Annotated in this window: 18 protein-coding genes; 9 read left to right on the top strand and 9 right to left on the bottom strand. The window is 63.2% G+C overall.

Annotated elements, in window-relative coordinates; genetic code table 11:
* Positions 1-564 precede the first annotated feature (564 nt).
* The 6 genes from NKJ93_RS16805 to mtnK all read right to left on the bottom strand — a co-directional run bounded on the left by NKJ93_RS16805 (position 565) and on the right by mtnK (position 5,775).
* Positions 565-1,551, bottom strand: a complete 987-nt coding sequence (locus NKJ93_RS16805) for an FAD binding domain-containing protein (protein ID WP_352590262.1) — start codon at positions 1,549-1,551, stop codon at positions 565-567.
* Positions 1,552-1,554: 3 nt separating this feature from the next.
* Positions 1,555-2,214, bottom strand: coding sequence for a 2Fe-2S iron-sulfur cluster-binding protein (locus tag NKJ93_RS16800; protein ID WP_352590259.1), 660 nt, complete (start codon positions 2,212-2,214; stop codon positions 1,555-1,557).
* 131 nt (positions 2,215-2,345) lie between these two features.
* Positions 2,346-2,630 (bottom strand): helix-turn-helix transcriptional regulator, encoded by a 285-nt coding sequence (locus NKJ93_RS16795; protein ID WP_352590256.1) that lies wholly within the window; start codon positions 2,628-2,630, stop codon positions 2,346-2,348.
* The gene (locus NKJ93_RS16790; protein ID WP_352590253.1) at positions 2,627-3,229 is read right to left on the bottom strand and encodes a hypothetical protein; all 603 of its coding nucleotides are present in this window, start codon (positions 3,227-3,229) and stop codon (positions 2,627-2,629) included. Before NKJ93_RS16790 ends, NKJ93_RS16795 begins: the two co-directional genes overlap by 4 nt.
* A gap of 183 nt (positions 3,230-3,412) precedes the next feature.
* Positions 3,413-4,507: an S-methyl-5-thioribose-1-phosphate isomerase gene (gene mtnA / locus NKJ93_RS16785; protein WP_352590250.1), complete on the bottom strand. Its 1,095-nt coding sequence runs from the start codon at positions 4,505-4,507 to the stop codon at positions 3,413-3,415.
* Entirely contained in the window at positions 4,504-5,775 is a 1,272-nt protein-coding gene (mtnK, locus tag NKJ93_RS16780; RefSeq protein WP_352590247.1) for an S-methyl-5-thioribose kinase, read from the bottom strand. Before mtnK ends, mtnA begins: the two co-directional genes overlap by 4 nt.
* Before the next feature lie 135 nt (positions 5,776-5,910).
* Here mtnK and NKJ93_RS16775 point away from each other — a divergent pair, with 135 nt between their 5' ends.
* From NKJ93_RS16775 to NKJ93_RS16760, 4 genes are all read left to right on the top strand, one after another.
* Entirely contained in the window at positions 5,911-7,422 is a 1,512-nt protein-coding gene (locus NKJ93_RS16775) for a sugar ABC transporter ATP-binding protein (protein ID WP_352590244.1), read from the top strand.
* An 83-nt stretch (positions 7,423-7,505) separates the two neighbouring features.
* Positions 7,506-8,501, top strand: coding sequence for an ABC transporter permease (locus tag NKJ93_RS16770; protein WP_023716746.1), 996 nt, complete (start codon positions 7,506-7,508; stop codon positions 8,499-8,501).
* Between the two features lie 46 nt (positions 8,502-8,547).
* Complete coding sequence (locus NKJ93_RS16765) at positions 8,548-9,603, top strand: substrate-binding domain-containing protein (RefSeq protein ID WP_352590241.1); 1,056 nt, start codon at positions 8,548-8,550, stop codon at positions 9,601-9,603.
* Between the two features lie 156 nt (positions 9,604-9,759).
* On the top strand, positions 9,760-10,605 hold the full coding sequence (locus NKJ93_RS16760; RefSeq protein ID WP_023716748.1) for an acyl-CoA thioester hydrolase/BAAT C-terminal domain-containing protein: 846 nt from the start codon (positions 9,760-9,762) through the stop codon (positions 10,603-10,605).
* Between the two features lie 73 nt (positions 10,606-10,678).
* Here NKJ93_RS16760 and NKJ93_RS16755 read toward each other — a convergent pair whose 3' ends face one another.
* Entirely contained in the window at positions 10,679-12,733 is a 2,055-nt protein-coding gene (locus NKJ93_RS16755) for a bifunctional aldolase/short-chain dehydrogenase (protein ID WP_352590237.1), read from the bottom strand.
* Positions 12,734-12,818: 85 nt separating this feature from the next.
* Positions 12,819-13,784 (bottom strand): sugar-binding transcriptional regulator, encoded by a 966-nt coding sequence (locus tag NKJ93_RS16750; RefSeq protein ID WP_352590234.1) that lies wholly within the window; start codon positions 13,782-13,784, stop codon positions 12,819-12,821.
* Between the two features lie 188 nt (positions 13,785-13,972).
* Between NKJ93_RS16750 and NKJ93_RS16745 the strand changes: the two genes are divergently transcribed.
* The 5 genes from NKJ93_RS16745 to NKJ93_RS16725 all read left to right on the top strand — a co-directional run bounded on the left by NKJ93_RS16745 (position 13,973) and on the right by NKJ93_RS16725 (position 22,586).
* A complete protein-coding gene (locus NKJ93_RS16745; RefSeq protein ID WP_352590231.1) occupies positions 13,973-15,613 on the top strand; it encodes an acyl-CoA synthetase in 1,641 nt (546 codons plus the stop codon).
* A gap of 250 nt (positions 15,614-15,863) precedes the next feature.
* Positions 15,864-16,472 carry a TetR/AcrR family transcriptional regulator gene (locus NKJ93_RS16740; RefSeq protein WP_023716752.1) on the top strand — a complete coding sequence of 203 codons (609 nt, stop codon included), beginning with the start codon at positions 15,864-15,866 and terminating at the stop codon, positions 16,470-16,472.
* Between the two features lie 62 nt (positions 16,473-16,534).
* Complete coding sequence (locus NKJ93_RS16735; RefSeq protein ID WP_023716753.1) at positions 16,535-17,686, top strand: efflux RND transporter periplasmic adaptor subunit; 1,152 nt, start codon at positions 16,535-16,537, stop codon at positions 17,684-17,686.
* A 207-nt stretch (positions 17,687-17,893) separates the two neighbouring features.
* Entirely contained in the window at positions 17,894-21,028 is a 3,135-nt protein-coding gene (locus NKJ93_RS16730) for an efflux RND transporter permease subunit (protein WP_352493975.1), read from the top strand.
* A gap of 70 nt (positions 21,029-21,098) precedes the next feature.
* Positions 21,099-22,586, top strand: coding sequence for an aldehyde dehydrogenase family protein (locus tag NKJ93_RS16725; RefSeq protein ID WP_023716755.1), 1,488 nt, complete (start codon positions 21,099-21,101; stop codon positions 22,584-22,586).
* A gap of 258 nt (positions 22,587-22,844) precedes the next feature.
* Here the strand turns inward: NKJ93_RS16725 and NKJ93_RS16720 are convergent, their stop codons facing one another.
* Positions 22,845-24,554, bottom strand: a complete 1,710-nt coding sequence (locus NKJ93_RS16720) for a trimethylamine N-oxide permease (protein WP_352482684.1) — start codon at positions 24,552-24,554, stop codon at positions 22,845-22,847.
* Between the last annotated feature and the right edge of the window lie 448 nt (positions 24,555-25,002).

Genomic DNA, 25,002 nt, shown 5'->3' with positions numbered 1-25,002 from the left:
TGTTCGTCGCGCAGCGGCCGGAGCTCACGCGGCGATCTCGCCGAAATACTCGCGAAACTCGACCAGCTTCCCTGTCGGGCCGGCGCGCATGAAGATCGCATGCAGGCCAGTGTAGGGCGCGCCGCTGATTGTCCCGCTCCCGCGATCGCAGACGATGACCCAGTCGGCGGCGAAGAGCTTGAGATCGACGGTCGATTTCGTGATCCTGTTTCCTTGCGCTTGATGCGCGGCGGTCCAGGCTGCGAGCCGGCTTGCCTTCTGGCGGTCCGTGTCGGCCTCGTTGCTCGCCGACAGGGAATTGGAAGGTCATCGTCTCATCGCAACAATCAAGGAATGCCGTCCAGTCGCCGGAGGCCCAGCCGGCAAAGAAGGCGTCGACGGCGGCCTCGAGCACGTGACGAGCTCCCGGGTCGGATGTGGCGCCCCAAGCTGCGGCGGCAGAAACAAAAAGGCCGCCACCCGCGGCGGCAACGGCGCGTCGCGTGAGTTTCATATCGATCTCCTGCTCGTCGCCTGCATCTGGGAACCGCTGTTCGGGGTCGTCGTCTCTGTCATCGTGTCGCCTCACGCACTCTCGACGGCAGCAGCGAGTGTGTGCCGCACCGTTCGTTTCGCCAGCGGGATCTTGAAGTCATTGGCGCCATGCCCAACGGCTCCGGCGAGCGCGGCTTCGGCAGCGTCGGTGAAGGTATCGTCGGACGCCGCTGCGCCTGCCAGCCCGCGCTCCGCCTCCGTCGCGCGCCAGGGTTTCGCTGCCACGCCGCCCATGGCGATCCGAGCGCTTCGGATACGATCGCCGCTTTTTTCGACGATTGCTGCCACCGACACCAGCGCGAAGGCGTAGGAAGCTCGGTCGCGCACTTTGCGGTAAAGCTGCCGGCCGGGTGGTGGCGGCGGCAGGGTAACCGCGACGACCATTTCGCCGTGGCCGAGCACGGTCTCCACATGGGGCATCGTCTCGGGCAATCGATGGAAATCGCCGATCGGGATCGTGCGGGTCTCGCCGCCGGGCGAAACGGTCTCGATCCTGGCGTCGAGCCCGGACATGGCGACCGCCATGTCCGAAGGATGGACCGCGATGCAGGCTTCGCTCGCGCCCAGTACAGCGTGCATGCGGTTGAAGCCTTGAAGCGCCGCGCAGCCCGAACCCGGCTGGCGCTTGTTGCAGGGCATGTTGCGGTCGTAGAAGTAGGGGCAGCGCGTGCGTTGCAGGAGATTGCCGCTGGTCGAGGCCTTGTTGCGTATCTGGCCGGACGCTCCCGCCAGCAGCGCTTGTGTGAGCATCGGATAGCGGGACCTCACCCGCGGGTCGGCGGCAAGATCGCTGTTGCGGACCTGGGCGCCGACCCGAAGCCCGCCTTCTGCCGTCTCCTCGATCCGATCAAGCGGCAGCCGGCTGATGTCGACGAGATGCGCTGGGCGCTCGATATCGAGCTTCATCAGGTCGAGCAGGTTGGTGCCGCCGCTGATGAACTTGGCGTCCGGCCGGGCCGCGACCGCGGCGGCCGCCTGCTGGGCACTCGTTGCACGTTCATAAGTGAAGGACTGCATTGCTCATGCCTCCTCTGCCGCGTCGCGGATTGCAGCGACGATGTTCGGATAAGCGGCACAACGGCAGATGTTGCCGCTCATCCGCTCGCGGATCTCGGCATCGCTGAGAGCGACGGAAGCCGCTGCCACGTCGGCGCTCGCATGGCTCGGCCAGCCGGCCTTGGCTTCGCCCAGCATACCGACCGCCGAGCAGATCTGGCCTGGCGTACAGTAGCCGCACTGGAAACCGTCGCGGGCGATGAAGGCGGCCTGCACCGGATGCAGCCGGTCACCCTCGGCAAGGCCCTCGACCGTGGTGATCTCGTCGCCATCATGCATTGCGGCAAGCGTCAGGCAGGAATTGATCCGGCGTCCATCGACAAGCACCGTGCATGCGCCGCACTGGCCGTGATCGCAGCCCTTCTTCGAGCCGGTGAGGCCGAGATGGTTGCGCAGGGCATCGAGCAGCGTCGTCCGCGGGTCGAGTTCGACGGCAAGGTCCTTCGCGTTGATCCGCAACGATATCGGCATCGTCGGTACCGGCGTGCCAGATGCCGTCGCCGTGACGGTGTCGGCCGGCTCGGCGCCGACCGGTATCCCGATAGCCAGGAGCACCCCGGTCGCCACCCCGCCCTCCAACACGGTTCGACGCGTTGGCCCCCTCCTGTTGTCTGTTTTGGCCATGCAAGATCTCCCAGTCGCAATGAAGGACGCAGACGGCAATTTGACCCCGACAGCGGACCCTCGGGTTCGGTCATCGACACTGGAGGTGGGGGCGCACGCAGCGGCTTTCTTTCAAGAAACCGGCGGCACTATCAGGATTCTGGAGAAGAATTCACCCGATAGGCACGAGGCGTCATGCCCCTGAGACGCCGGAACGTCGTGGTGAAGTGGCTCTGGCTTGAAAAGCCGAGCCGAAAGGCAATGGTACTGATCGACAAACCCGTTTCGCGCAACAGTGCCTCCGCTCGCCGCACCCGTTCCTCGATTACATAGGCATAGGGGGCAAGACCGGTCGTCGCCTTGAAGCGCCGCGCAAAACTGTCGACGGCCAAGTCGGCGACAGCTGCAAGCTCGCTTAGCGAAATGTCGGAATTCATACGTGCATCGATATAGTCCCGAACTCGACCAAGTGCTCGGCGGCTGAGACAGCCGTGACGTACGAGCGGCTGTTGCTCCGGCTCAGGTTGGCCACGCGGAGGCTGACGAGGGCCACCAGATGCTCGACATAGGCAGTGTCCGGCTTGTGACCGAGGGCCATCTCGTCGCGAAGCGAACTCAGCAGCGTGGCGACGACCGCGTCCTTCTTGTTTACCAGTATCGGCAGGTTCCTCAGGCGTTCGCATCCGGGAAGCCCGATATCGGGATCGATCCACAGGGCTGAATATGAGAGGTTTACATCGCGATAGAAGCCCTGTCGCTCCGCGCCTGCCGGGACGAAGGTGAGGGCTCCGGGACGATCCATTCCGTCGTAGAGGGATCTTGCCTCGTGCCGGATAGACGTATGGGACGTGCCGCCTTCTTCGGTCAGCACGATCAGATGATGAGGGGCTGTCCAGCGGAGCTCCGCCTCCCGGCACGCCCACCGCCGGTTGTCGAAAACGATCGAGGAGCTGACCCATGACGCGGTTTGCAGGGGCTCCGACTTTTCCTCCTGGCTCCGAACCCGTCCGTCACCAAGCAGCGGTCTGAATGACATCGCGGCATCCTGCTGGTTCACTCGCCGAGCCGTGGTCAGCCCCGGCTTGAGCGTTGCGCCGCCCCGCCGCTACGCATACGACCGTCCATCTGGGACAGGCAACGGACGTTTTTAACCGCGCCGTGTTCAAGAAATCGTGAGATCAGGCAAAATCCAGGGCTCCTCCTGGCACTCCAAAGCGGATCATCCGCGCTCGGGAAACATCGCCTTCAGGCCTTCGCGCGAGGCCGTGGCGACGCCGCGTTCGGTGATCAAGCCGGTGACCAGCCGCGCCGGCGTCACGTCGAAGGCAGGGTTGGCCGCCGGCGTGGCTTCCGGCGACACGCGGACCTGGGCAATCTCGCCGGAAGCGGTCTTGCCCCAGACCAGCGAGACCTCGTCGGGCGAACGCTGCTCGATCGGGATTTCGGCCAACCCGTCCCCCACCGTCCAGTCGATCGTCGGCGACGGCAGCGCGACATAGAACGGCACGTCGTTGTCGGCGGCGGCCAGTGCCTTGAGATAGGTACCGATCTTGTTGCAGACATCGCCGTCGGCGGTGGTCCTGTCGGTGCCGACGACGACCATGTCGACCTGGCCGCGCTGCATCAGATGGCCGCCGGCATTGTCGACGATTAGCGTATGCGGCACGCCGTGGCCGGCCATCTCCCAGGCGGTCAACTGGGCACCCTGGTTGCGGGGTCGCGTTTCGTCGACATAGACGTGGACTGGAATGCCGGCTTCCGTCGCCAGATAGATCGGCGCGGTGGCGGTGCCGTAGTCGACGGTGGCCAGCCAGCCGGCATTGCAGTGGGTCAGGATGTTAACCGGTTCGCCCGGCTGCTTGCGCGCCGCGATCACCTTGATGATTTCGAGCCCATGGGCGCCGATTGCGCGGTTGAGGCCGACATCCTCGTCGGCGATCTCGCCGGCACGCCGATAGGCGGCTGCGGCACGTTCTGCCAGGGGAAGCGCCAGCAGGAAGCGCTGCATTTCATTCAGCGCCCAGCGCAAATTGATCGCCGTCGGGCGCGTTTCGTGCAGGGTTGCCCAGACGGCGTCGAGCGCCGCATCCGACGGATCGTCGGCCATCTGTATGGCGACGCCATAGGCGGCAGTGACGCCGATCAGCGGCGCCCCGCGCACCCACATGTCGCGGATTGCCGTGGCGATGCCGGCGACGGTATCGATCTTTTCGATGCGGAAATCATGCGGCAGCCAGCGCTGGTCAATGATCTCCACCGAACGCCCGTCGTCACTCGGCCAGATCGTGCGGTAGTGGCGGTCACCGACGTTCAAATCCTGCTCTCCCGTTCGATCAGCGCGGCCAATTGGTTGACCTCGTCGATGCTGTGGATCTGGCGCCGGTTGACGGCGAGGTGACGGCCGAATTTCAGCGCCTTTGCCTCACATCTGGCGCGCAGATCCTGATCGGCAATGGTCTCGAAATCGGCATTGTGGGCAAGTCCGAGAATTCGCCGGTGAACCTCGACGCCGGCAAAGCCGAGCAGATCGGTCCAGATCGAATGCAGCATGTGGTCGAGCGCCTGCTCGGCGCCAAGCCTGTCGCCCTGATCCTCGAACAGGCTCTTCTGGTAGAGTATGCCGGTGCGCTCGGTTCGCCACAGATGCGAGAACTCGGCGCGGAATGCCGACCATGTATCGACCGTGACGTCGAGCAGATAGGCGCGCATGGCGTCGCGCTTGCCATTCTGCTCATGGCCGCGCTGCGAGAAGAACGCCATCCAGAAATTGGCGAGCAGCATGCCGACATCGAAGGCGATCGGCCCGTAGAAGGCGAATTCGGGGTCGATCATCCGCGTTTCGGTGTCGGTGACCATGATCGAGCCGGAATGCAGGTCGCCATGCAGCAGGGTCTCGGCATTGGCGGCGAAGTGGTGCTTCATCCGCTGCGCCTCGACCTTGAGGTCGCGGTCGGCGCGCAGTTCGGCGACAATGCCATCGAGCTGCGGGCTGGTGTGCCGGTTCATCTTGGCATCGAAATACGGGTCCGAGAAAACCAGGTTCTCGGTGATGTCGCAGAGTTCGACATTGTCGGCGAACAGCGCCAGATCGGCCTTGCGGTCCTTGGTCGCCATATGCAGGTCGGAGCCGCGAAACAGCGTGCGGGCCATGAACAGGCCGATGTCTTTCGCGATGTTGGGCAGTTGCCGGCCCTCGATCAGCGCCCGCCGCAGGATAATGTGCGGCGACAGATATTCCATGATGATCAGCGCCTGGCCTTCGTCGAAGTGATAGATATCAGGCACGGAATCCGGCGCCCGCGCCTGTTGCCGCGTCAGCGCATGATATTCGAAGAAGGAGCGCTTCAACGGCAGCGGCCAGCTGTCGCCGACCAGCCGGACGTAGGGCAGGGCCTGCTTGACCACGGCCGCACCCTCAGCACCCTCGACAATGAACACCAGGTTCAGATTGCCGTCGCCGACTTCACGAACCTTCCAGCGGCTCGTATCCTTGCCGATCTGCGAACACAGGGCCCCGTTGGCACGGAGACGACCCGCCAGTGTCTCGACCGACAGTGCTTCGAACGGCGATTTTCCAATCATCCTCACCTCCCGCTTATGTGCTCCGATGATAGCGGAGCCATGGCGGTCGGGCCAAGCTAGGAAGCCTGCTGGCAATTGTCAATCGTGTTGACAATTGCCGATACAGCCCATAGCGTCACGGTCAGGGAGGAACGAATGGGCAATGATGCCGTGTTCCGCGTCGACGGCCTGAGGAAATCCTTTGGCCATATCGAGGTGCTTGGCGGCGTCTCGCTCGAATTGCATGCCGGCGAAGTGACCGTGCTGATGGGCGCCAACGGCGCCGGCAAATCCACCCTCGTCAAGATCATCAGCGGCGTCTACGACCATGGCGGCGGCTCAATGTCGCTTGCCGGTCAGGACTTCGCGCCGAAAACGCCGGCCGAGGCGATCCGCGCCGGCGTCGTCACCGTCCATCAGAACATCAATGACGGTGTCGTCGCCGACCTCGACGTCGCCACCAACCTCACCCTCGACAGGTTGAGCGGCAGCGGCGTGCCGACGCTATTCAAGCCGGGCCGGGTGCGCCGTGAGGCCAAGGCGGTTGCCAACCGCATGGGGCTGGCCATCGACCTCAAGGCCCGCATCAGCCATCTCTCGCTGGCCGATCGTCAGATGGTGGCGATCGCCCGCGCCATGGCGCACCGGCCGAAAGTGCTGATCCTCGACGAGCCGACCTCCTCGCTGTCCAGTGCCGAAGCCGACCGGCTGTTCGCATTGCTCGACCGGCTTCGCCAGCAAGGCGTAGCCATTCTCTACATTTCGCACCGTATGTCTGACATCAGACGGCTTGCCGACCGCATCATTTCGATGCGCGATGGGGTCATCTCAGGCATCTTCGACAGGAAGCCGCTGGATTTTGAAGGTGCGGTCAACGCCATGCTCGGCCGCAAGATCCAACTCGAGCGGATCGTCGCCAGGAATTCGGCCAAAGCAATTTTTACTGCCGACGGTTTGCGGATTGCCGAAGGCGCCAGGCCGATTTCGCTGACGCTCGGCGACGGCGAGGTCGTCGCCATCACCGGCCTCGTCGGCGTCGGCAAGACCGCGCTGGCCGAGACGCTGTTCGGTTTGCGCCAGCCGCTGTCCGGGACCATGGTGCTGAACGGGAAACCCTATGCTCCGGCGTCGACCGGCGAAGCGATTGCCGCCGGCGTGTTTCTCGTCGCCAAGGACCGGGGCGAGAACGGCATCGTCGGCGGCTTCAACATCCAGGAAAATATCAGCCTGCCGTTCCACAGGCGCATGTCGCGTCTCGGCGTCCTCAAGCGCCGCATCGAACGCGCCATTGCCCGCCGGCAGATCCAGGAACTCGGCATCGTCTGCCGCTCGGAGAAGGACGAGATGTCGTCGCTTTCGGGCGGCAATCAGCAGAAGGTGATGGTCGCCCGCTGGATGTCGCAGACCGCAAGGCTTTTCATCCTCGACGAGCCGTTTCAGGGCGTCGACATTTCGGCTAGGCGCGATATCGCTGCCAAGCTGCGGGCCAGCGCCAGCGGCCGCGCGACGCTGCTGTTCGTCACCGAACTGGACGAAGCCCTGGAGACGGCCGATCGCATTCTGGTGATGTCGGAGCAGACGATCGTCGGCGAGCACCGCAACACCGATGTCGATCTCGAGCGGCTGCTGGCCGAAGTGGCGGGCGGGCCGTTGCACAGCGCAGCCTGACGGCAGGAAGACGATGAGAATTGGAATGGAGAGGGCATGAGTTCAGGTTGGGTAAAGACAGTGCCAGCGTGCGGGAGCGCTGAATGATCCTGCGCGACCGTGCCATCCGGTATGGCTTCATCGTCCTGTTGTTCGGTCTGATCGCCTATTTCGCCATTGCCGCCGATGGCTTCGTGTCGCCGCAAAGCGCCGTCTTCATCTTCCAGTCGGTCGCCATCACCGGCGTTCTGGCGCTCGGCGTCACCGCCACGCTGGTCGTCGGCGGCTTCGACTTGTCGATCGGCTCGGTCGCCACCAGCGCCATGATGGCGGCTGCCTACGTCATGGTGGTGCTGGAGCAGAATGCCGTCGTGGCGGTCGTCGCCTGTCTTGTGATCGGCGCCGTTGTCGGCCTCATCAATGGCTGGCTGATCGTCTATATGCGGGTGCCGGACCTTTTGGCGACGCTCGGCATGATGTTCCTGCTCGTCGGCCTGCAGCGCATCCCTACCGAGGGCCGTTCGATCGCCACCGGCATGACCATGCCCGACGGCTCGGTCGCCAACGGCAGCTTCGGCGCCGCGTTCCTGGCGCTTGGCCGCCATCGCTTCGATTTCTTCATCCCGAACCTCATTCCGGTGTCGGTCGTCGTCCTGCTCGTGCTGGCGGTGCTGATCTGGTTCTTTCTCGAATACACCCGTTTCGGCCGCATGATGTACGCCGTCGGCAGCAACGAGCGCGCTGCCGAACTCGCCGGCGCGCCTGTCAAGGCATACAAAATCTGGGCCTACGTTATTTCTGGGGTTTTTGCCTCGATCGGCGGCATTTTGCTCGCCGCCCGGCTTGGACGCGGCGACATCGCCTCGGGTAATAATCTGTTGCTCGACGCGGTGGCTGCGGCACTCATCGGTTACGCGGTTCTCGGCGCCGCCAAACCGAACGCCTTCGGCACGGCCGTCGGCGCGGTGTTTGTCGGCGTGCTGCTGCAGGGCCTGACGATGATGAACGCGCCTTACTACACGCAGGATTTCGTCAAGGGCGTGGTTCTCGTGGTCGCCCTTGTCTTCACCTTCGCCCTGTCCGGCAGGGGCAGGAGATAGGGTTCGACCGGGTCACATTTTGGGTTCAACAAGTGGAGGAAACGACGTGAACATCACAAGAAGACTTTTGGGGAAGGCAGCGCTCGGGCTTGCCGGCGCAACATTGCTGATGCAGTTGCCGGCAACGGCGCAGGACAGGCCGGCGCCGTTCGACAAGCCGGGTGCCGTCAAGATCGCGCTGGTCCGCTATCTCTCGACAGGCGACTTCTTCCAGGCGTATCTGTCCGGCGTCGAGGCGCAGGCCAAGGCGCTCGGCGTCGACCTGCGCGTGCTCGACAGCCGTCAGGACGCGGCGCTTCAGGCGGACATGGTCGACCAGGCCATCGCGCTCGGCGTCCAGGGCATCATCATCCAGCACGGATTGACGGAATCGATGAAGGACGCCGCCCAGCGTGCCGTCGATGCCGGCATCAAGGTCGTCGCCTTCGACGTCAATGTCGAAAACCCCAAGATCCCGCAGATCGAACAGTCCGACCGCGACCTCGCGCGCCTGGCGCTCGAACAGGCGGTCAAAGACAATGGCGAGAGCTGGAAGGCCGGCTATGTCTATGTCGCCGGCATCGCCCCGCTCGATCGCCGCAACGAGACCTGGGTCGAATTCAAGAAGAAATATTCGGGCATCAACGAAGCCGCCATGTTCGGCACGCTCGACAATCCGATCGCCAATTCGGTTGCCAACCAGGCTCGCTCGGTGTTGTCGGCTCATCCTGACATCAAGGTGATGTTCGCGCCCTATGACGAATTCGCCAAGGGCGTAAAGATCGCCGTCGACGAGGCCGGGCTGAACAAGGATATCAAGATCTATTCGGCCGACATCTCGACCTCCGACATCGCCGCGATGCGCGAGCCCGACAGCGCCTGGGCGGCAACCGCCGCCACCAACCCGGCCGTCGTCGGCCAGGTCTCGGTGCGTGCGCTGTCGCAGCTCTTGGCCGGCGAAGATCCCGGCCACAACGTCATCGTGCCACCGACGCTGATCACCCAGAAGGACCTGCTCGACAAGGACATCAAGAACATGGAAGACCTCTCGGCCAAGCTGCCGCAGTTCGCCCATGCCGATGTCGCCATGCCGGCCTGGATGCCGAACCCGAACGCGAAGTAACTTTCGGCACGAGCAAAACAATAGCCGCCTGCAGCAGCTTGCTGCAGGCGGCTTTTTTGTCGAAGATGTCTGGCGCGCCGGACTGCCGAATTTCAATTGTCGCAGTCTCCGATTTGCAGGCCGATTGGACGGTTGAACCCAGGATTCGACGGGTACATGGAGGCGCATGCGGTAAGAGAGGAAAGTCCGACCGGTGTCGTCGCCGGAACATTTTTCCGACGCTCGCAGGCCACCACGGGCGTTGTGGTGTTGGGTGGATCGAGTGGTCGTGTTGATGTCGGGCGCGCGCGGCTTTTTACAGATGCCGGTACGTCGGCCTTGGCGTTGCAGTGGTTTGGCGGCGAGGGCCAGATTCCGGGAATATGTGAAATTCCCCTGGAAACGTTCTTTGCAGCAACAGACTATCTCATTGAAACAGGGTGCCGTCGCATCGTTTATGTCGGCACATCCAAAGGTGCCGAGGCCTCATTGCTTGCCGCGGTCCATGACCAGCGAATCAACGCGGTGGTCGCGATCAGCCCGTCATCGGTAGTTTGGGGGAATATCGGTGCGGGCCGGGATGGTGCCAGTTGGCCTGAACGATCCTCATGGTCGCTCAACGGTATCGCGCTGCCGTTTGTGCCGGCAGATCCAGATTGGACACGAGAGTATGTGGATGGCCTGGTATCTTACAGGGGGCTTTTCAAATGCTGTTTGAAAACCTTCAAGAGCGAAGCGAATGCGGCGACCATCCCCGTTGAGACCATATCGGCCGAGCTTCTGCTTGTCGCCGGTGGCAACGATGCGCTGTGGCCTTCCCTATCGTTCGCCCGAGATATTATTAGGCGGCGCGGCGAAGCAGGTAAGGTCACTCATCTCATTTCGTCGCCGGATGCGGGACACCGCATTCTGTTGCCAGGCGAGAGCACACCACGCTCGACATTGCACGCACATGGAGGCAATGACGAGGCCGATTCAAAGCTGGGCAGAAAGGCTTGGGAAGGCATCCGAGGCCTGCTGTAGTAGCAGTTCGAGAATGCCTTCCATGGCCGTGTCGCAAAATTCCGAGTTGCGTGCCTGTCTCGGCCGGTTCCGCCTACCGCAGCGCCGCCGCGATGTTGCCGCCGTCGACCGTCGTCACATCGGCTGTGGTCCGATCGGCCAGCGCTTGATGCAGAAAGGCCTGGGCGACGTCTTCGGCCATCACTTCCTGCCCGAGCAGGTTGCCGGACATGTACTCCTTCTCCGATACGCCGCGCGCGCCCGAGCGGCTGGCGATCATGGCGTCGGTCAACAGCCCCGAACGGATGCGGTCGGCGTTGACGGCATTGGAGCGGATGCCTTGCGCGCCGTAGTCGAGCGCATATTGCCTGGACATGAACAGCGTTGCCGCCTTCGGGATGCCGTAAGCGCCGAACTTCGGTCCCGGATTGATCGCCTGCTTGGAGGTATTGAACAACAGCACGCCGCCGGTGCCCTGTTCGAGCATGATGCGCACGGCATTCTGCGCCGCCGACTGGTGGGCGAAGAAATTGAGTTCGAAACTTTTGCGCAAAGTGGCGTCGTCGAGCTCGCCGATCCGGCCCTCCCAGGCTGCGCCCGCATTGGAGACGAGAATGTCGAGGCCGCCGAAGACGGCGACGGCTTTGTCGAACGCAGCGCGCATCTGCTCCGGATCGGTGATGTCGGCGCCAATGCCGATCGAACCGTTACCGGCTTTTTTGGCGGCCTCGGCAGCTCTTGACCCGTCGACATCGACGACCACCGCATGGGCACCGTTGTCGGCGAATAGCTTTGCCGTGGCAGCACCGATCGCGCCGGCGCCGCCGGTGACCAGTACCACCTGGCCGGTCAGCGGCTTCGGCTTGTTGGCGGCGAGTTTGGCCTGTTCCAGCGACCAGTATTCGAGCGGGAACAGATCGGCTTTGGAGAGCGGGCGGAAATCGCCGACGGCTTCGGCGCCGCGTACCGCCTCGATCCACATTTCGCCGACGTCGGAGGCGATCTTCGCGTCCTTGAGCGTGCGGCCGTGGCCGAACATGCCGAGGCCGGGCACCAGCGTCAGCCGTGGCATCGTGTCGAGCATGGTGCGCTTCACGTCGTCGAGCGCATCGTTGGTTTCGAAATAGGCGCGATAGTCCTTGGCGAATTTTTCGACATGCTGGCGGATGACGGATTTGTAGTCGCCGACATTGTCCGCGTCGGGCGCCGGCAGTGCCATCGGTCCGGTCTTGATGCGGATCGACAGGTCGGGCGTCGACACGCCGCGTCCGGCATAGTCGGCAATTCTAGCCGAATTGATGAAATCGACGATCGCATCCGAGGTGCGGAAATCGCTGACCATGCGGTCGAAGCGGCCTTCGCCGCGTGCCACCGCCACCGCGCCGCGCAGCATCGGCGCAATGTCCGCGGGCTTGGCCAATCTGGCCGGCAAGGCCGCTTTTTCGGTGCGCGGCTTGCCGTGGCTGGCGATGAAATCCTCGGCGACGTTCACATAATGGATCATCCGGTCATAGGCCTGCCTGGCATCGTCGCCGAAGGTGAAAATGCCGTGCTTGTCGAGGATCAGGCCTTCGACCGTCGGGTCGGCGTCGAAAACATCGGCGGCAGCCTTCGCCAGATCGAAGCCCGGCATGATGTAAGGCACGAACCCCATTTTCTCGCCGAACACTTTTCTGCTCAGCGCCTCGCTGTCCTCCTGGTCGACGATGGCCAGGATTGCGGTCGAATGCGTGTGGTCAACGAATTTGTGCGGCAGGAAGGCGTGCAGCAGCGTCTCGACCGAAGGGTTGGGCGAGGACGGATCGATCAGGTTCGCCCGCTGCAGCGCGACCATGTCCTCGTCGGAGAGCTTCTTGAGCGACCGCGCCTTCAACAGCGCGCCGAGCTTGACCGCCGGCAGGCCCTGCGGCTCGATGACGCCCATGTCCCAGCCGCTGCCCTTGACGCAGAGCACGTCCCATTCGTCGCCGACAAGATCGGTGGCCTTGGTCTTGCACGAGGTGTTGCCGCCGCCATGCAGGACGAGCCGCGGCTCGCCGCCCAGCAGCCTGGTCGTATAGACGCGCAGCGCCAGGTCGCGGGCCACACCCTTCTTTGCATAGTCGGCGACCAGCTTCTCCGCGTCGCCGTCATTCCACAGGTTCTTCATGTCAGCTTCGTCCGATTTCTCTTTTGTTGTGAACAGGAATGCCGCGACGCCCTGATGACAATGCGTCGGCGACTGAAACTAGGTATCAGGCGACCTTTTCTGCTACTGCTCCGGCATGGTCGAGCAGCCGTCGCGCCATGCGCGCGCCGACGACGAGATGGGTGCAGAGCCCGCCGGCGATCGCCGCGACGAGCGGTTCGAACTTGCTCTCTTCCTGCACCACCACAAGGCGCTTTTCGATCTGGCGCAGCGATGACAGCTCTGCCGAAATCAGCCGGCGGTTGTAGCTGCAGTCGAGCGCCTGGCCTTCGGTATCGATGATCTGCCCGGCAATGACGCCGGCTGCACCCGCCTTGCGCAATGCAGCCATTTCGCTTGGCGTCAGCGCGCCGCATTTGACCAGATGGCTGTCGGTATCCACCGAGCCAACCGAGTATAGCGCCAGGTCGCAGTCACCGATATCCGACAACTGCTCGCGGATCACCGATTCGGCGCGCAGGCCGCGTGCCAGTTCTTCCGTCGTCAGCACCAGCGGCGCGTAAAAATTCAGCCCCTTGGCATTGAGCCGGCGCGCGATTTCCATGGTGCATTGGTCCGGCCGGTACGAATAGGGTGCTCCCAGATTGCCGCAGAGCTGCACCACCGTCACGTCCTGCAGGTCGGCATAGGACATGATGTCGGCGATCGTGTAGATGGTCCGCCCCCAGGCGACGCCGATACGGTCGCCCTTCCTGACCAACTCAAGAAAGACGCTTGCCGCCAGCACCGCGATGTCGGTCGACGGATCGGCGACATAGCCGTTTTCCGGCGCGATCCAGACCGCGTCGAGCTTAAGCGCGTCTTCCAGCTTGCGTGCCAGCACGTCGTCGGTGAAAAGCTGGGTCGAGGTGGAGATGTTGACGATGCCGGTCTCGCGCGCCTTGCGCAGATACATGGCCACCGAGGCACGGGAAATCTTGAGTTGGCTGGCCACCTGGTCCTGGCGCAGGCCGTGTGCATAGTAAAGCCAGGCGGCCTTGTGGATAAGCTGTTCTGCCGGTCGGATCGCCATACCATCTCCTCGCTGACATTAGTCACGGCTCTCGACAAAAGTCAAATTGGGAGGAAGGCATAGATGCCCTTGCGCTCGCCGAATCTAGACCATTCTTGTGCCAAGCGCGGTCTATGATGGCATCGTTGGTGGTGACGGGCCGGAAGCCGGTAGCTAAAGTTCTCGACGAACACATTGCGGAGGACGGGATGGGCAATCCCTATGAACAGGACCTCGACCGGAACCCGGCCAACCACCAGCCGCTGACGCCGCTGACCTATTTTGAACGGGCGGCAAAAACCTTTCCCGACCAGACCGCCATCATCCATGGCCGCCAGCGCACGACCTATCGCGATTTCTGGAAGCGCTCGCTGAGGCTTGCCTCGGCGCTGGCGAAGCGCGGCATCGGCAGGGGCGACACCGTTACCGTCATGCTGTCCAACACGCCGCCGATGCTGGAAGCGCATTTCGGCGTGCCGATGACCAAGGCGGTGCTGCATTCGCTCAACACCCGCCTCGACGCCGCGGTCATTGCCTTCCAGCTCGAGCATGCCGAAACCAAGGTGCTGATCGTCGACCGCGAATTCGCCGGCGTGGTTCGACAAGCGCTGACGCTGGCCAAGGTCAAGCCGCTGGTGATCGACTACGACGATCCCGATTACGCCGCCGACGCGCCCTATGCCAAGGGCCTGCGGATCGGCACGCTCGACTACGAGGCGTTTGTCGCCGGCGGCGACGAGGATTTCGCCTGGTCGATGCCGGACGACGAATGGGACGCCATATCGCTCAACTACACCTCCGGCACGACAGGCAATCCGAAGGGCGTCGTCTGCCACCACCGCGGCGCGGCACTGATGGCCTATGCCAACACCATCCATGCCGGCATGGGCAAGCACCCGGTCTACCTCTGGACGTTGCCGATGTTCCACTGCAACGGCTGGTGCTTTCCCTGGACGCTTGCCGTGCAGGCTGGCACCCATGTCTGCCTGCGCTGGGTGCGGCCGAAGCCGATCTACGACGCCATCGCTGATCACGGCGTCACCCATCTCTGCGGTGCACCCATAGTCATGTCGGTGCTGATCAACGCCAGGGACGAGGACAAGCGGCAGTTCCCGCAGACCGTCACCTTCAACACCGCCGCGGCGCCGCCGCCCGAGGCGGTGCTGTCGGGCATGGCCGATACGGGCTTTGCCGTCACCCATCTCTACGGCCTGACCGAAACCTATGGCCCGGCCGTCGTCAACGAATGGCATGGCGATTGGGACCGGCTGGAGAAAGGGGCGAGGGTGGCAAAGAAGGCCAGGCAAGGCGTACGCTATGCCGCGCTCGAAGGCCTGACGGTGATGGACCCGCAGACGATGCAAGAGACGCCGGCCGACGGCGAGACGATCGGCGAGGTGATGTTCCGCGGCAATATCGTCATGAAGGGCTATCTCAGGAACCGCAAGGCGAGCGATGAGGCCTTTGCCGGCGGCTGGTTCCATTCGGGCGACCTCGGCGTCATGCACCCGGATGGCTACGTCCAGCTCAAGGACCGTTCCAAGGACATCATCATCTCCGGCGGCGAAAACATCTCCTCGATCGAGGTCGAGGAGGCACTCTACAAGCATCCTGCCGTCGCTTCTTGCGGCGTTGTCGCCCGATCCGACGACAAATGGGGCGAGGTGCCGGTCGCCTATGTCGAGTTGAAGCCGGGCAAGGCGGCGACCGAGGCCGAAATCATTGAGCACTGCCGCGCGCTGCTCGCCCGCTTCAAGGTGCCGAAAGCGGTGATCTTTGCAGAAATCCCTAAGACTTCGACGGGCAAGATCCAGAAGTTCCGGCTGCGGGAGATGGCGAAGCAGCCTTAGCGCCTGACCCGAAAACGGAACCGATTTCGGGAGGCATCATTTCAAAATCCTGTGCGTTCAAAAAGACGCGCGGTGTTGCAGGCGCGCCCGGCGGGAACCACATGCGCTTCATGGGCCAACTCCGTCCAGAGATGTCACCATCTGTCATCAGCGGCGTCAGCTGGCCGAAATCATGTCTTGACAGGTGATGGTTTTCAATTTACGAGTGACGAAATTCTAAATTCGTCAGTCGTAAATTTTGGCCAACGAGATGCTTGAAACCTTAGACACCACCGCCGATTCCGCCCGCCAGGAAAACGTCACGCGCATCCTGGATTGCGCGGAGCGATTGTTCCGCCACTACGGCTACGGCAAGACCAACGTCGCCGACATAGCGCGCGAACTTGGCATGTCGACCGCCAACATCTATCGCTTCTTCGCCTCCAAGGTGGAAATTCACCAGGCGGTTTGCGGCCGTATGCTCGCCACCTGCTACCGGTTGACCTACGAAGCCTGCCATGGTCCCGGCACCGCCAGCGAGAAGCTCCGCCGCTATGTGCATACGCACTATCAGTGGACGCTCGAGACCATGATCGACCAGGAGAAAGTGCACGAGATGGTCATCGTCGCCATCGAACGCGATTGGCATGTCATCGAAAAGCACATCGACAGCATCCACGAATTGGTCGCGGAAGTGATCCGCGAGGGCATCGCCACCGGCGAGTTCGTCGATCAGGATCCGGTGATCGCGTCCAGGTGTTTCGGCGCTGCTATTATCAGCCTCTGTCATCCGCAGATGATGGCCCAATGCCTCGCCAAGAAGAACCGGGCGACGCCGGACGAGCTTACCGAGTTTGCCATCAGAGCCTTGAAGAAATGACCGTTGCCGCCCGTCGGGCGGTGATGTCGGCAATTCATCCCCACAGTTCGGGAGTACGAAAAGTGTCTTTGTCCAAGTCCATCACCTACAGGCTACCGGCCGCCGGCCTGGCACTGATTGTCGTTGCCGCTCTCGGCCTCGCCGGCTGCTCGCAGGAGAAAGCCGAGGTCAAGGAGATCATCCGCCCGGTCAAGGTGGTCGAGATCGCCAAGGCGAGCGATACCCGTCAGCTCTCCTATTCCGGATCGGTGCGCGCCCGCACCGAGATGAATCTCGGCTTTCGCATCAACGGCAAGATCACCGAGCGCCTTGTCGACATCGGTGACCGCGTCAAGCCCGGCGACGTTCTCGCCCGCATCGATCCCACCGACTACGAGCTTTCGGTGAGAAGCGCCCAGGCCAGCCTCGATGCCGCCGACCGTCAGGTCGAGACAGTCGAGCTTACGCGCAAGCGCGCCGAACAGCTCTACGCCAAGAATTTCGCACCGAAGTCGCAGCTCGAGCAGGCGACGCTCAGTTACAATCAGGCGGTCGCCACGCGCGACTCCGCCCGCTCGCAGCTTGCCCAGGCACAGAACCAGGTCCGCTATACCGATCTCAAGGCGGACAAGAATGGCATCGTCACCGCCGTTGCCGCCGATGTCGGCCAGGTGGTCGGCTCAGGCACGCCGGTGGTGACCGTTGCCATCGACGGCGAGAAGGAAGTCCTGATCGCTGTTCCCGAAACCGATATCGCCGAGTTCAAGCCGGGCAAGACCGTCAAGGCGGGTTTCTGGTCCGATGAGGCGCTGACGCTCGAAGGCAAGGTCCGCGAAGTCGCCGGCAGCGCCGATCCGCAGTCGCGCACCTTTGCCGTTCGCGTCAGCCTGCCCAACGATCCGAACGTGCTGCTTGGCATGACGGCCTCCATCGAAGCCGCGGCGGGCAACCGGCAGCAGCTGGTGTCGATCCCGCTGAGCGCATTGGCACAAAAGGACAGCCAATCGATTGTCTGGACCGTCGACCGCAGTGGCGGTACCGTTCATGCGCATCCGGTCAAGGTCGCCGCCTTCACGCCTGACGGCGTCAGTGTCGCCGACGGGCTGAAGCCGGGCGATGTGGTCGTCGCTGCCGGCACGCAGTTCATGACCGAGAATCTGAAAGTCAAGCTTACCGGTGATGCAGCACAACAGTCGGCCTCGGCCGATGATGACGCCGCAAGGCGCTTGCGCTGACGGCCAGGCAATTCACGGTTTCCGGGCGGCAGGCGCCCCCGATTTTCGAGATCTCAGGTCGATGTAACCCCCACATCGATCCTCGTGTCCCACCGCGATGTAGATCTCTCAACTCGGAAAGCCTCGCCGCTCGGAAGCCCACATCGGAAGTTCCTTGGGCATGCGAAAGCGCGTGCTCTGTTGATCAATTGAAACGGACTGACGCCGATGACCACCGACACCACTGAAAAGCGGTCTTTCAATCTTTCGCGCTGGGCAATCGGCCATCCGAGCATTGCCCGCTTCCTGTTCGGGCTTATCATCGTCGCCGGTGCGCTCGGCCTGATGCGCATGGGCCAGAAGGAAGATCCCGATTTCACCTTCCGCGTCATGGTCGTCCAGGCGATCTGGCCGGGCTCCTCGATCAAGGAGATGGAGGACCAGGTCGTCAACAAGATCGAGCGCAAGCTGCAGGAAACGCCGCATCTCGATTTCGTCCGCTCCTACACCCGCGCCGGCAGCGCCATCATCACCTTGCAGGTCAAGGGCGACACCAGTCCCGCGCAGGTCGCGGATGCGTTCTATCAGGTGCGCAAGAAGGTCGGCGATATCTCGAATGAACTGCCGCAGGGCTTGCTCGGGCCCTACTTCAACGACGAATTCGGCGACACATTCATCACCCTGCATTCGATCAGCGGCGATGGCTACGGCTATCCCGAGCTGAAGAAATTCGCCATCCAGGCACGCGACATGCTGCTGACGACGCCCGGCGTCGAGAAAGCCGTGATCATCGGCGACCAGCCGGAAAAGCTCTACATCGACGTTTCATCCAAGGTGCTTGCCGAACGCGGCCTGACGCTGACCGACCTGCAGAATGCGATCAGGGGCCAGAACAATGTCGACCCGGCAGGTTCGGTCGACACCGGCCAGCGTTCGGTGCGCATCTCGGTCGAAGGCGACGTGGCCAGGGCGGCCGACATTCGCGAGCTTCGGCTGCGGGCCGGCAACCAGGTGACGCGCCTCGGCGACATCGCCACCGTGACCTCCGGCCTCGAGGACCCTTATCAGCGCAAATACCGCTTCAACGGCCATGACAGCGTCCAGCTCGGCGTCGTCATGGCCAAGGGCTTCAACGTCACCGACGTCGGCAAGGACGTCGAAGCGACCTACAAGCGCTTCGAGGAGGCGCTGCCCTATGGCGTGTCGGTGGACCAGGTCTCCGACCAGCCGGAAGTCGTCAAGGATGCGGTGGCCGAGTTCATGGAAGCGCTCGGTGAAGCGCTGCTGATCGTGCTTGTCGTCTCGTTCCTGTCGATCGGCTGGCGTTCGGGTCTGGTGATCGCGATCGTCATTCCGCTGGTCCTGGCCGCCACCTTCGCCATCATGTACGAGCTCGGCATCGACCTGCAGCGCATCTCGCTCGGCGCGCTGATCATCGCCCTTGGCCTCTTGGTCGACGACGCGATGATCGTCGTCGAAATGATGGAGCGAAAGCTCGAGGAAGGCTTGGTCAAGGTCGAGGCGGCGAGCTTCGCCTATTCCTCGACCGCCTTCCCGATGCTGACCGGCACGCTGATCACCACGGCCGGCTTCATCCCCGTCGGTTTCGCCGCCTCGACGGCCGGCGAATATGTGCGCACCCTGTTCTACGTCGTCGGTATCGCGCTGGTCGTGTCCTGGTTCGCGGCGGTCTATTTCACGCCATGGCTCGGCCACATGATCCTGAAGCAGCGCAAGCACGCCGGCAGCCATCACGATGTCTTCGACACGGGCTTCTACCGTCGCCTTCGCTCGACCGTGACCTGGGCCGTGCGCCATCGCATCATCGTGCTGGTGATGACGATGATGACCTTTGCCACCAGCCTGTGGGCGTTCCAGTTCATCCCGCAGAATTTCTTCCCGCAATCGTCGCGCCCGGAAATCCTTGTCGACCTCTGGCTGCCGGAAGGCACCAGCATCAAGGAAGTCGAGACACAGGCCAAGGCGCTCGAAGCCAGGATGATGGACGACAAGGACAAGCGCTTCATCGCCACCTATATCGGCGAAGGCGCGCCGCGTTTCTTCCTGCCGCTCGACCAGCAGCTTCGCAATCCGAATTTCGCCCAGCTTCTGGTGATGGCCAATGACGAACCGGCCCGCGAGCGGCTGATTGTCAAGCTGCGCACCATCCTGGCCGAGGATTTCCCGTCGATCCGCGCCAAGGTCGACCGCCTGTTCCTTGGTCCGCCGACCGGCTGGCCGGTGCAGATGCGCGTCATGGGTCCGGATCGCCAGGAGGTGCGCCGCATCGCCGACGAGGTGAAGGCGAAGTTCCAGGCAAATCCGCTGCTCGGCGCCATCCACGACGACTGGCTGGAGCCGGTGCCGGCGATGAAGCTGGTGATCGACCAGGATCGCGCCCGTGCGCTCGGCGTCACCTCGCAGCGCATCCGCCAGATGCTGCAGGCGACCATGTCGGGAGCGCCGCTCGATGACTTCCGCGACGGCGAGGAGACGGTTTCGATCGTCGCCCGCGAACCGGAGGCAAGCCGTCACCTGCTGTCGGCGGTCGATTCCGTCTATATCCCGACGGATTTCGGTGGCTCCGTGCCGCTGTCGCAGGTCGCCAAGATTGTCCCGGTGCTGGAGCAAGGCGTCGAATGGCGGCGCGACCGCTTGCCGACCATCAGCGTACGCGCCACGCTGCCGGATGGCGTGCAGCCGAACGATGTCGCCATGAAAATGTATGGCGAGATGTCGGGCCTGCGCGCCGGCCTCGCACCCGGCTACAAGATCGAGATCCAGGGCGGCGCCGAGGATGCGGCCGAAAGCCAGGCCTCGATTGCGGCGAAAGCTCCAGTCATGCTGGCGGTCATCGTCGTGCTGCTGATGATCCAGCTGCAGCATTTCGGGAAGGCGATGCTGGTGCTGGCGACCGGTCCGCTCGGCATCATCGGTGCGGCGGCGGCACTTTTGATCAGCGGTGCGCCGTTCGGCTTCGTCGCCATCCTCGGTGTTATCGCCCTGCTCGGCATCATCATGCGAAACTCGATCATCCTGGTCGATCAGATCGACCAGGACATCGCCGCCGGCGTGGAGCGCTCCGAGGCCATCATCGGCTCGGCCGTTCGCCGGTTCCGGCCGATCGTGCTGACGGCGCTGACGGCGGTGCTGGCGCTGATCCCGATCTCGCGCGGCGTCTTCTGGGGGCCGCTCGCCTATGCCATGATGGGCGGCATCCTGGTCGCCACGGTGCTGACCATCCTTGTCCTGCCGGCAGCCTACGCGCTGTTCTTCGGCCGGGAGCCCAAGAAGGTGGTGGAGCAGCCGGCCGAGACGGAAGAAAAGAACGAAAGGCCGCAACTGGCCCTGGCGGCCGAATAGAGCTGTTGGCAAATGTGACCTCCGGCGGTTTAATCCGCCCACCAGGCGTAGGTGCCGGAGGAGGACCGTCATGACCATAGCTCAGGCACCGCTGCGGCTGCCGATCGACGGACGCCATCGCCAGATGTTCATCGGCGGTGGCTGGGTCGATGCCCGCTCCGGCCGGACCATGGAGACCCGCAATCCTGCCACCGGCGCGGTCATCGCCACGGTGCCGCGCGGAGACCGCCTCGACATCGACTTGGCGGTGACTGCCGCCCGCAAGGCGTTCGAGGGACCGTGGAGCCGGCTCAAACCTTACGAGCGGCAGGTACTTCTGCTGAGGATCGCCGATCTCTTCGAAAAGAACTGGGAAGAGATCAGCCTCTCCGACACCACCGACATGGGTATGCCGATCGTGCGCACCCGCGCCAATCGCAACCGCGTCATCGGCATGCTGCGCTATTATGCCGGCATGGCGACGGCGCTGCACGGCGAGACGATCGAGAACTCGCTGCCCGGCGAAATCGTCTCCTTCACCCGCAAGGAGGCGGTCGGCGTCGTCGGCGCCATCATTCCCTGGAACGCGCCGACCGCCGCGTCGATCTGGAAAATCGGCCCGGCGCTGGCGACCGGCTGTACCATCGTGCTGAAACCATCGGAAGAGGCGCCGCTGACGCCACTGCTGATCGCCGACATCATGAACGAGGCCGGCGTCCCGGAAGGCGTCGTCAACATCGTCACCGGCACCGGCACCGAGGCGGGCGCCGCACTCGCCGAGCACATGGGCGTCGACAAAATCGTCTTCACCGGCTCGACGGCGACCGGCCAGTCGATCGTGCGCGCCTCGGCCGGCAACCTCAAGCGCGTCTCGCTGGAGCTTGGCGGCAAGTCGCCGGTCATCGTCTGCGCCGATGCCGATCTCGACAAAGCGGTGCCGGTGGCCGCGATGTCGGTGTTCGCCAATTCCGGCCAGATCTGCATCGCCGGTTCGCGCCTTTTCGTCGAACGCGCGGTCCATGACGAGTTCATCGAGCGTCTCGCGGCATACGCCAAGGGTCTCAGGGTCGGCGACGGCATCGACCCGGCGACCGAGATCGGCCCGCTCGTCTCCGAAAAGCAGTTGCAACGGGTCACCGGTTACCTCGAGGCCGGTACTGCAGAAGGGGCGAAACTCGTCACCGGAGGCACCCGGCTTGTGGAAGGCGCGCTTGCCGCCGGCAATTTCGTCGCGCCGACTGTCTTTGCCGGCGTCTCGGACGATATGAAGATCGCGCGCGAGGAGATCTTCGGGCCGGTGATTTCAGCCTTGCCGTTCGATACGCTGGACGAGGCGGTCGAGCGGGCCAACAACACGCCTTACGGCCTGGCTGCAGGGGTCTTCACCCAAAATCTCGCCACCGCCCACCGGCTGTCGCAAAAGATCCGCGCCGGCTCGGTCTGGGTCAACACCTATCACGCCATCGATCCGGCCGTGCCCTTCGGCGGCTACAAGATGAGCGGCTACGGCCGCGAGGGCGGCGCCGAACACCTTGACGAATATCTCAACACCAAGGGCGTGTTCATCAAGATCGATTGAGCCAGAATAGGCCCAGAAACGAAAAACCCGCCTCAGCGGCGGGTCTCGGGGCGAATCAGCACCATGGCGGGATTAGTAGCATAGCTGCCGGCACAAAGCAAGAACAAAATGCAAGCGATCGAGCGCGCATCGCGCGCCCAATCCGTAGAACGGTTCATCGTTTCACGGAAACGCCGAACCGCTCTATTTTTTGTTTTGAGGCAATTCCGGCCGGAAAACCGTTCACACCTTTTCCTGGAATTGCTCTCAAGGCAAGCCTCAGATGACGAACAGCCAGTTGGCGAGCAGCATCACCGCGACGCCGGCGATCAGCGTCAGGTAGGGCAGCATGCCCGCCTTTCGCACTGCGAGGTCGGACGAGTTCATGCCGAGATCGGCCAGCATGTGGTCGGGGAACTTGCCTTTGTCCTGGATGTAGTGCCGGAAGCAGAACACCGGGATGATCAAGGCGGCCGTGATCAGCCCGGCCCACAATGCCATCGGGTTCCAGACCTTGGCGCCGGCGCCCATGAAGACCGCGTTGACATAGGCAAAGATAGCGCCGAGGCCGAGCAGCCAGCTCGGCGCCTTCCATGGCCGCGCAATGTGGCCATTGTCGATGCGGTGGATCCAGCCGGCATTGAGGTTGAGGAAGTTGAAGATGATGTAGCCGCAATTCGACACGGCGAGGATGAAGAAGAAGCTCGTCGCGTCGGCCGAAGCGATGGCCAGCACAATCAGGTTGAAGATCAAGTCGGTCCACATCGCCCGCGTCGGCGCACCGTGCTCGTTGACGTGGCTGAGGTAGCGCGGCAGCCAGCCGTCGACCGAACCCTGGTAGAGCGTGCGCGAAGAGCCGGCCATCGCCGTCATGATGCAGAGCACCAGCGCCAGGATCATCAGCATGACCAGCAGGCTGTGGATCAGCTGTCCGCCGCCGACCATGCCAGCCAGCGCATCGGCAACGCCGGAGCCGTCGACGATCGGCGTCGCCAGCATGCCGTTCAAGCCGAGCACGCCCTGGAAGGTGAACGGCACCAGGATGAACAGCAGCATGCACAGAAGGCCGGAATAGAAGATCGCCTTGAAGGTATCGGTGCCCGGGTTCTTGAACTCGGAGGTGTAGCAGACGGCGGTCTCGAAACCGTAGGTCGACCATGCCGCGATGAACATGCCGCCGAGAACGAGCGTCCAGCCTGCGATGTTCCACGCGCCGGGCTCCGGCGCGTAGGCTGCCGCGAGCGGGACCAGCGGCGAAAAGTTTGCCCAGTCGATCTGGCCGGTGACGATCGGCACCACGCCGACGATCAGCATCGGGATGATGACGAGCAGGCCGATATATTTCTGCACGTTGGCGGTGCCAAGGATGCCGCGATGCTGGATGGAGAAGATGATCAGCATCAGCACCGCGCCGATGAAGAAGGTGGCATTGAAGGTGAAGGAAACCGGGCCAAGCGTATGACCGTAAAGCGTCCAGTTGCGGATCGCCGGCGTCGCCGCAGTGGTGACCGCGGTGATGGCGTCGGCGGCGCTGGTTCCGGCATGGGCCGCGATATAGGCGGCGACTTCCGGCGAAGTGTCGGTGAACAGCGGCACCGGCGCCAGCGCATTGAGGATATAGGCGGCGGCGATCGAGCAGCCGAGCGACAGCACCGGCGACCAGGCGAACCAGTTGCACCACACCGAAAGCGGCGCGATGAATTTCGAATAGCGCAGCCACGCGGTGGCGCCATAGATCGAGGCGCCGCCGGACTTGTTCGGGAACAGGCCGGCGATTTCCGCATAGGTGAAGGATTGCAGGAAGCCCATGATCATGGATGCGGTCCAGATCATGAAGGCCAGCGTTCCGGTGGTGCCGGCAATGCCGCCGATCGAAAACAGGACAAGGGCCGGAACGCCGCTTGCCACCCAAAAGGCGCCGCGCCAATCGATGTTCCGGTGCAGCTGCCCTTCGGCAGGCGGCACCAAGGTGGTGACTATCGTGCTCATTTACGTGGATTCCCCATTTTTGATGTTCCCTATCGGCAACAGCCGCAATCTCGCGAGGCGTCATCGACGCTCACGTTGAACGGCCCAAGCGTTTTCCGCTCAGTAGTATTTTATTCTTAGCAGTGAAGATTGACCCAACGCGCTTTCAGGTCAAGCGGTTTGTGACGCTGTGCACATTGCGCTTGTGAAACAGTCGAGCTTCGTTGGCGCTGCCAACGGGTGCGGTCTTTCCTTCTCCCCTTGTGGGAGAAGGTGGCCGAGCGAAGCTCGGTCGGATGAGGGGTGTTCCAGCTTGGCAAAACCGCACTTCGTCCAGCGCCCCTCAACCGTCTTGGCGCTGCGCGCCAATCCACCTTCTCCCACAAGGGGCCTGTTGCGTAATTCGCTGATTGTGATTCTCTGAGGTGGACGGTCTGAGGGAATCGCGATGGCAGTGAAGCAGACGGGC

The organism is Mesorhizobium sp. M0028, from assembly GCF_040323855.1.
Classification (GTDB): Bacteria; Pseudomonadota; Alphaproteobacteria; order Rhizobiales; family Rhizobiaceae; genus Mesorhizobium.
Note: the sequence above shows the minus strand (reverse complement) of the source record. Positions and strands in the feature narration are given on the sequence as shown.

Bases quoted from the DNA above. Each gene is read 5' to 3' on its own strand.
- NKJ93_RS16720 (WP_352482684.1), bottom strand. From the start codon at position 24,554: ATGAGCACGATAGTCACCACCTTGGTGCCGCCTGCCGAAGGGCAGCTG.
- NKJ93_RS16805 (WP_352590262.1), bottom strand. From the start codon at position 1,551: ATGCAGTCCTTCACTTATGAACGTGCAACGAGTGCCCAGCAGGCGGCC.
- NKJ93_RS16755 (WP_352590237.1), bottom strand. From the start codon at position 12,733: ATGAAGAACCTGTGGAATGACGGCGACGCGGAGAAGCTGGTCGCCGAC.
- NKJ93_RS16745 (WP_352590231.1), top strand. From the start codon at position 13,973: ATGGGCAATCCCTATGAACAGGACCTCGACCGGAACCCGGCCAACCAC.
- NKJ93_RS16760 (WP_023716748.1), top strand. From the start codon at position 9,760: ATGGAGGCGCATGCGGTAAGAGAGGAAAGTCCGACCGGTGTCGTCGCC.
- mtnK (WP_352590247.1), bottom strand. From the start codon at position 5,775: ATGATTGGAAAATCGCCGTTCGAAGCACTGTCGGTCGAGACACTGGCG.
- NKJ93_RS16800 (WP_352590259.1), bottom strand. From the start codon at position 2,214: ATGGCCAAAACAGACAACAGGAGGGGGCCAACGCGTCGAACCGTGTTG.
- NKJ93_RS16725 (WP_023716755.1), top strand. From the start codon at position 21,099: ATGACCATAGCTCAGGCACCGCTGCGGCTGCCGATCGACGGACGCCAT.
- NKJ93_RS16740 (WP_023716752.1), top strand. From the start codon at position 15,864: ATGCTTGAAACCTTAGACACCACCGCCGATTCCGCCCGCCAGGAAAAC.
- NKJ93_RS16770 (WP_023716746.1), top strand. From the start codon at position 7,506: ATGATCCTGCGCGACCGTGCCATCCGGTATGGCTTCATCGTCCTGTTG.
- NKJ93_RS16795 (WP_352590256.1), bottom strand. From the start codon at position 2,630: ATGAATTCCGACATTTCGCTAAGCGAGCTTGCAGCTGTCGCCGACTTG.
- NKJ93_RS16775 (WP_352590244.1), top strand. From the start codon at position 5,911: ATGGGCAATGATGCCGTGTTCCGCGTCGACGGCCTGAGGAAATCCTTT.
- NKJ93_RS16790 (WP_352590253.1), bottom strand. From the start codon at position 3,229: ATGTCATTCAGACCGCTGCTTGGTGACGGACGGGTTCGGAGCCAGGAG.
- NKJ93_RS16730 (WP_352493975.1), top strand. From the start codon at position 17,894: ATGACCACCGACACCACTGAAAAGCGGTCTTTCAATCTTTCGCGCTGG.
- NKJ93_RS16750 (WP_352590234.1), bottom strand. From the start codon at position 13,784: ATGGCGATCCGACCGGCAGAACAGCTTATCCACAAGGCCGCCTGGCTT.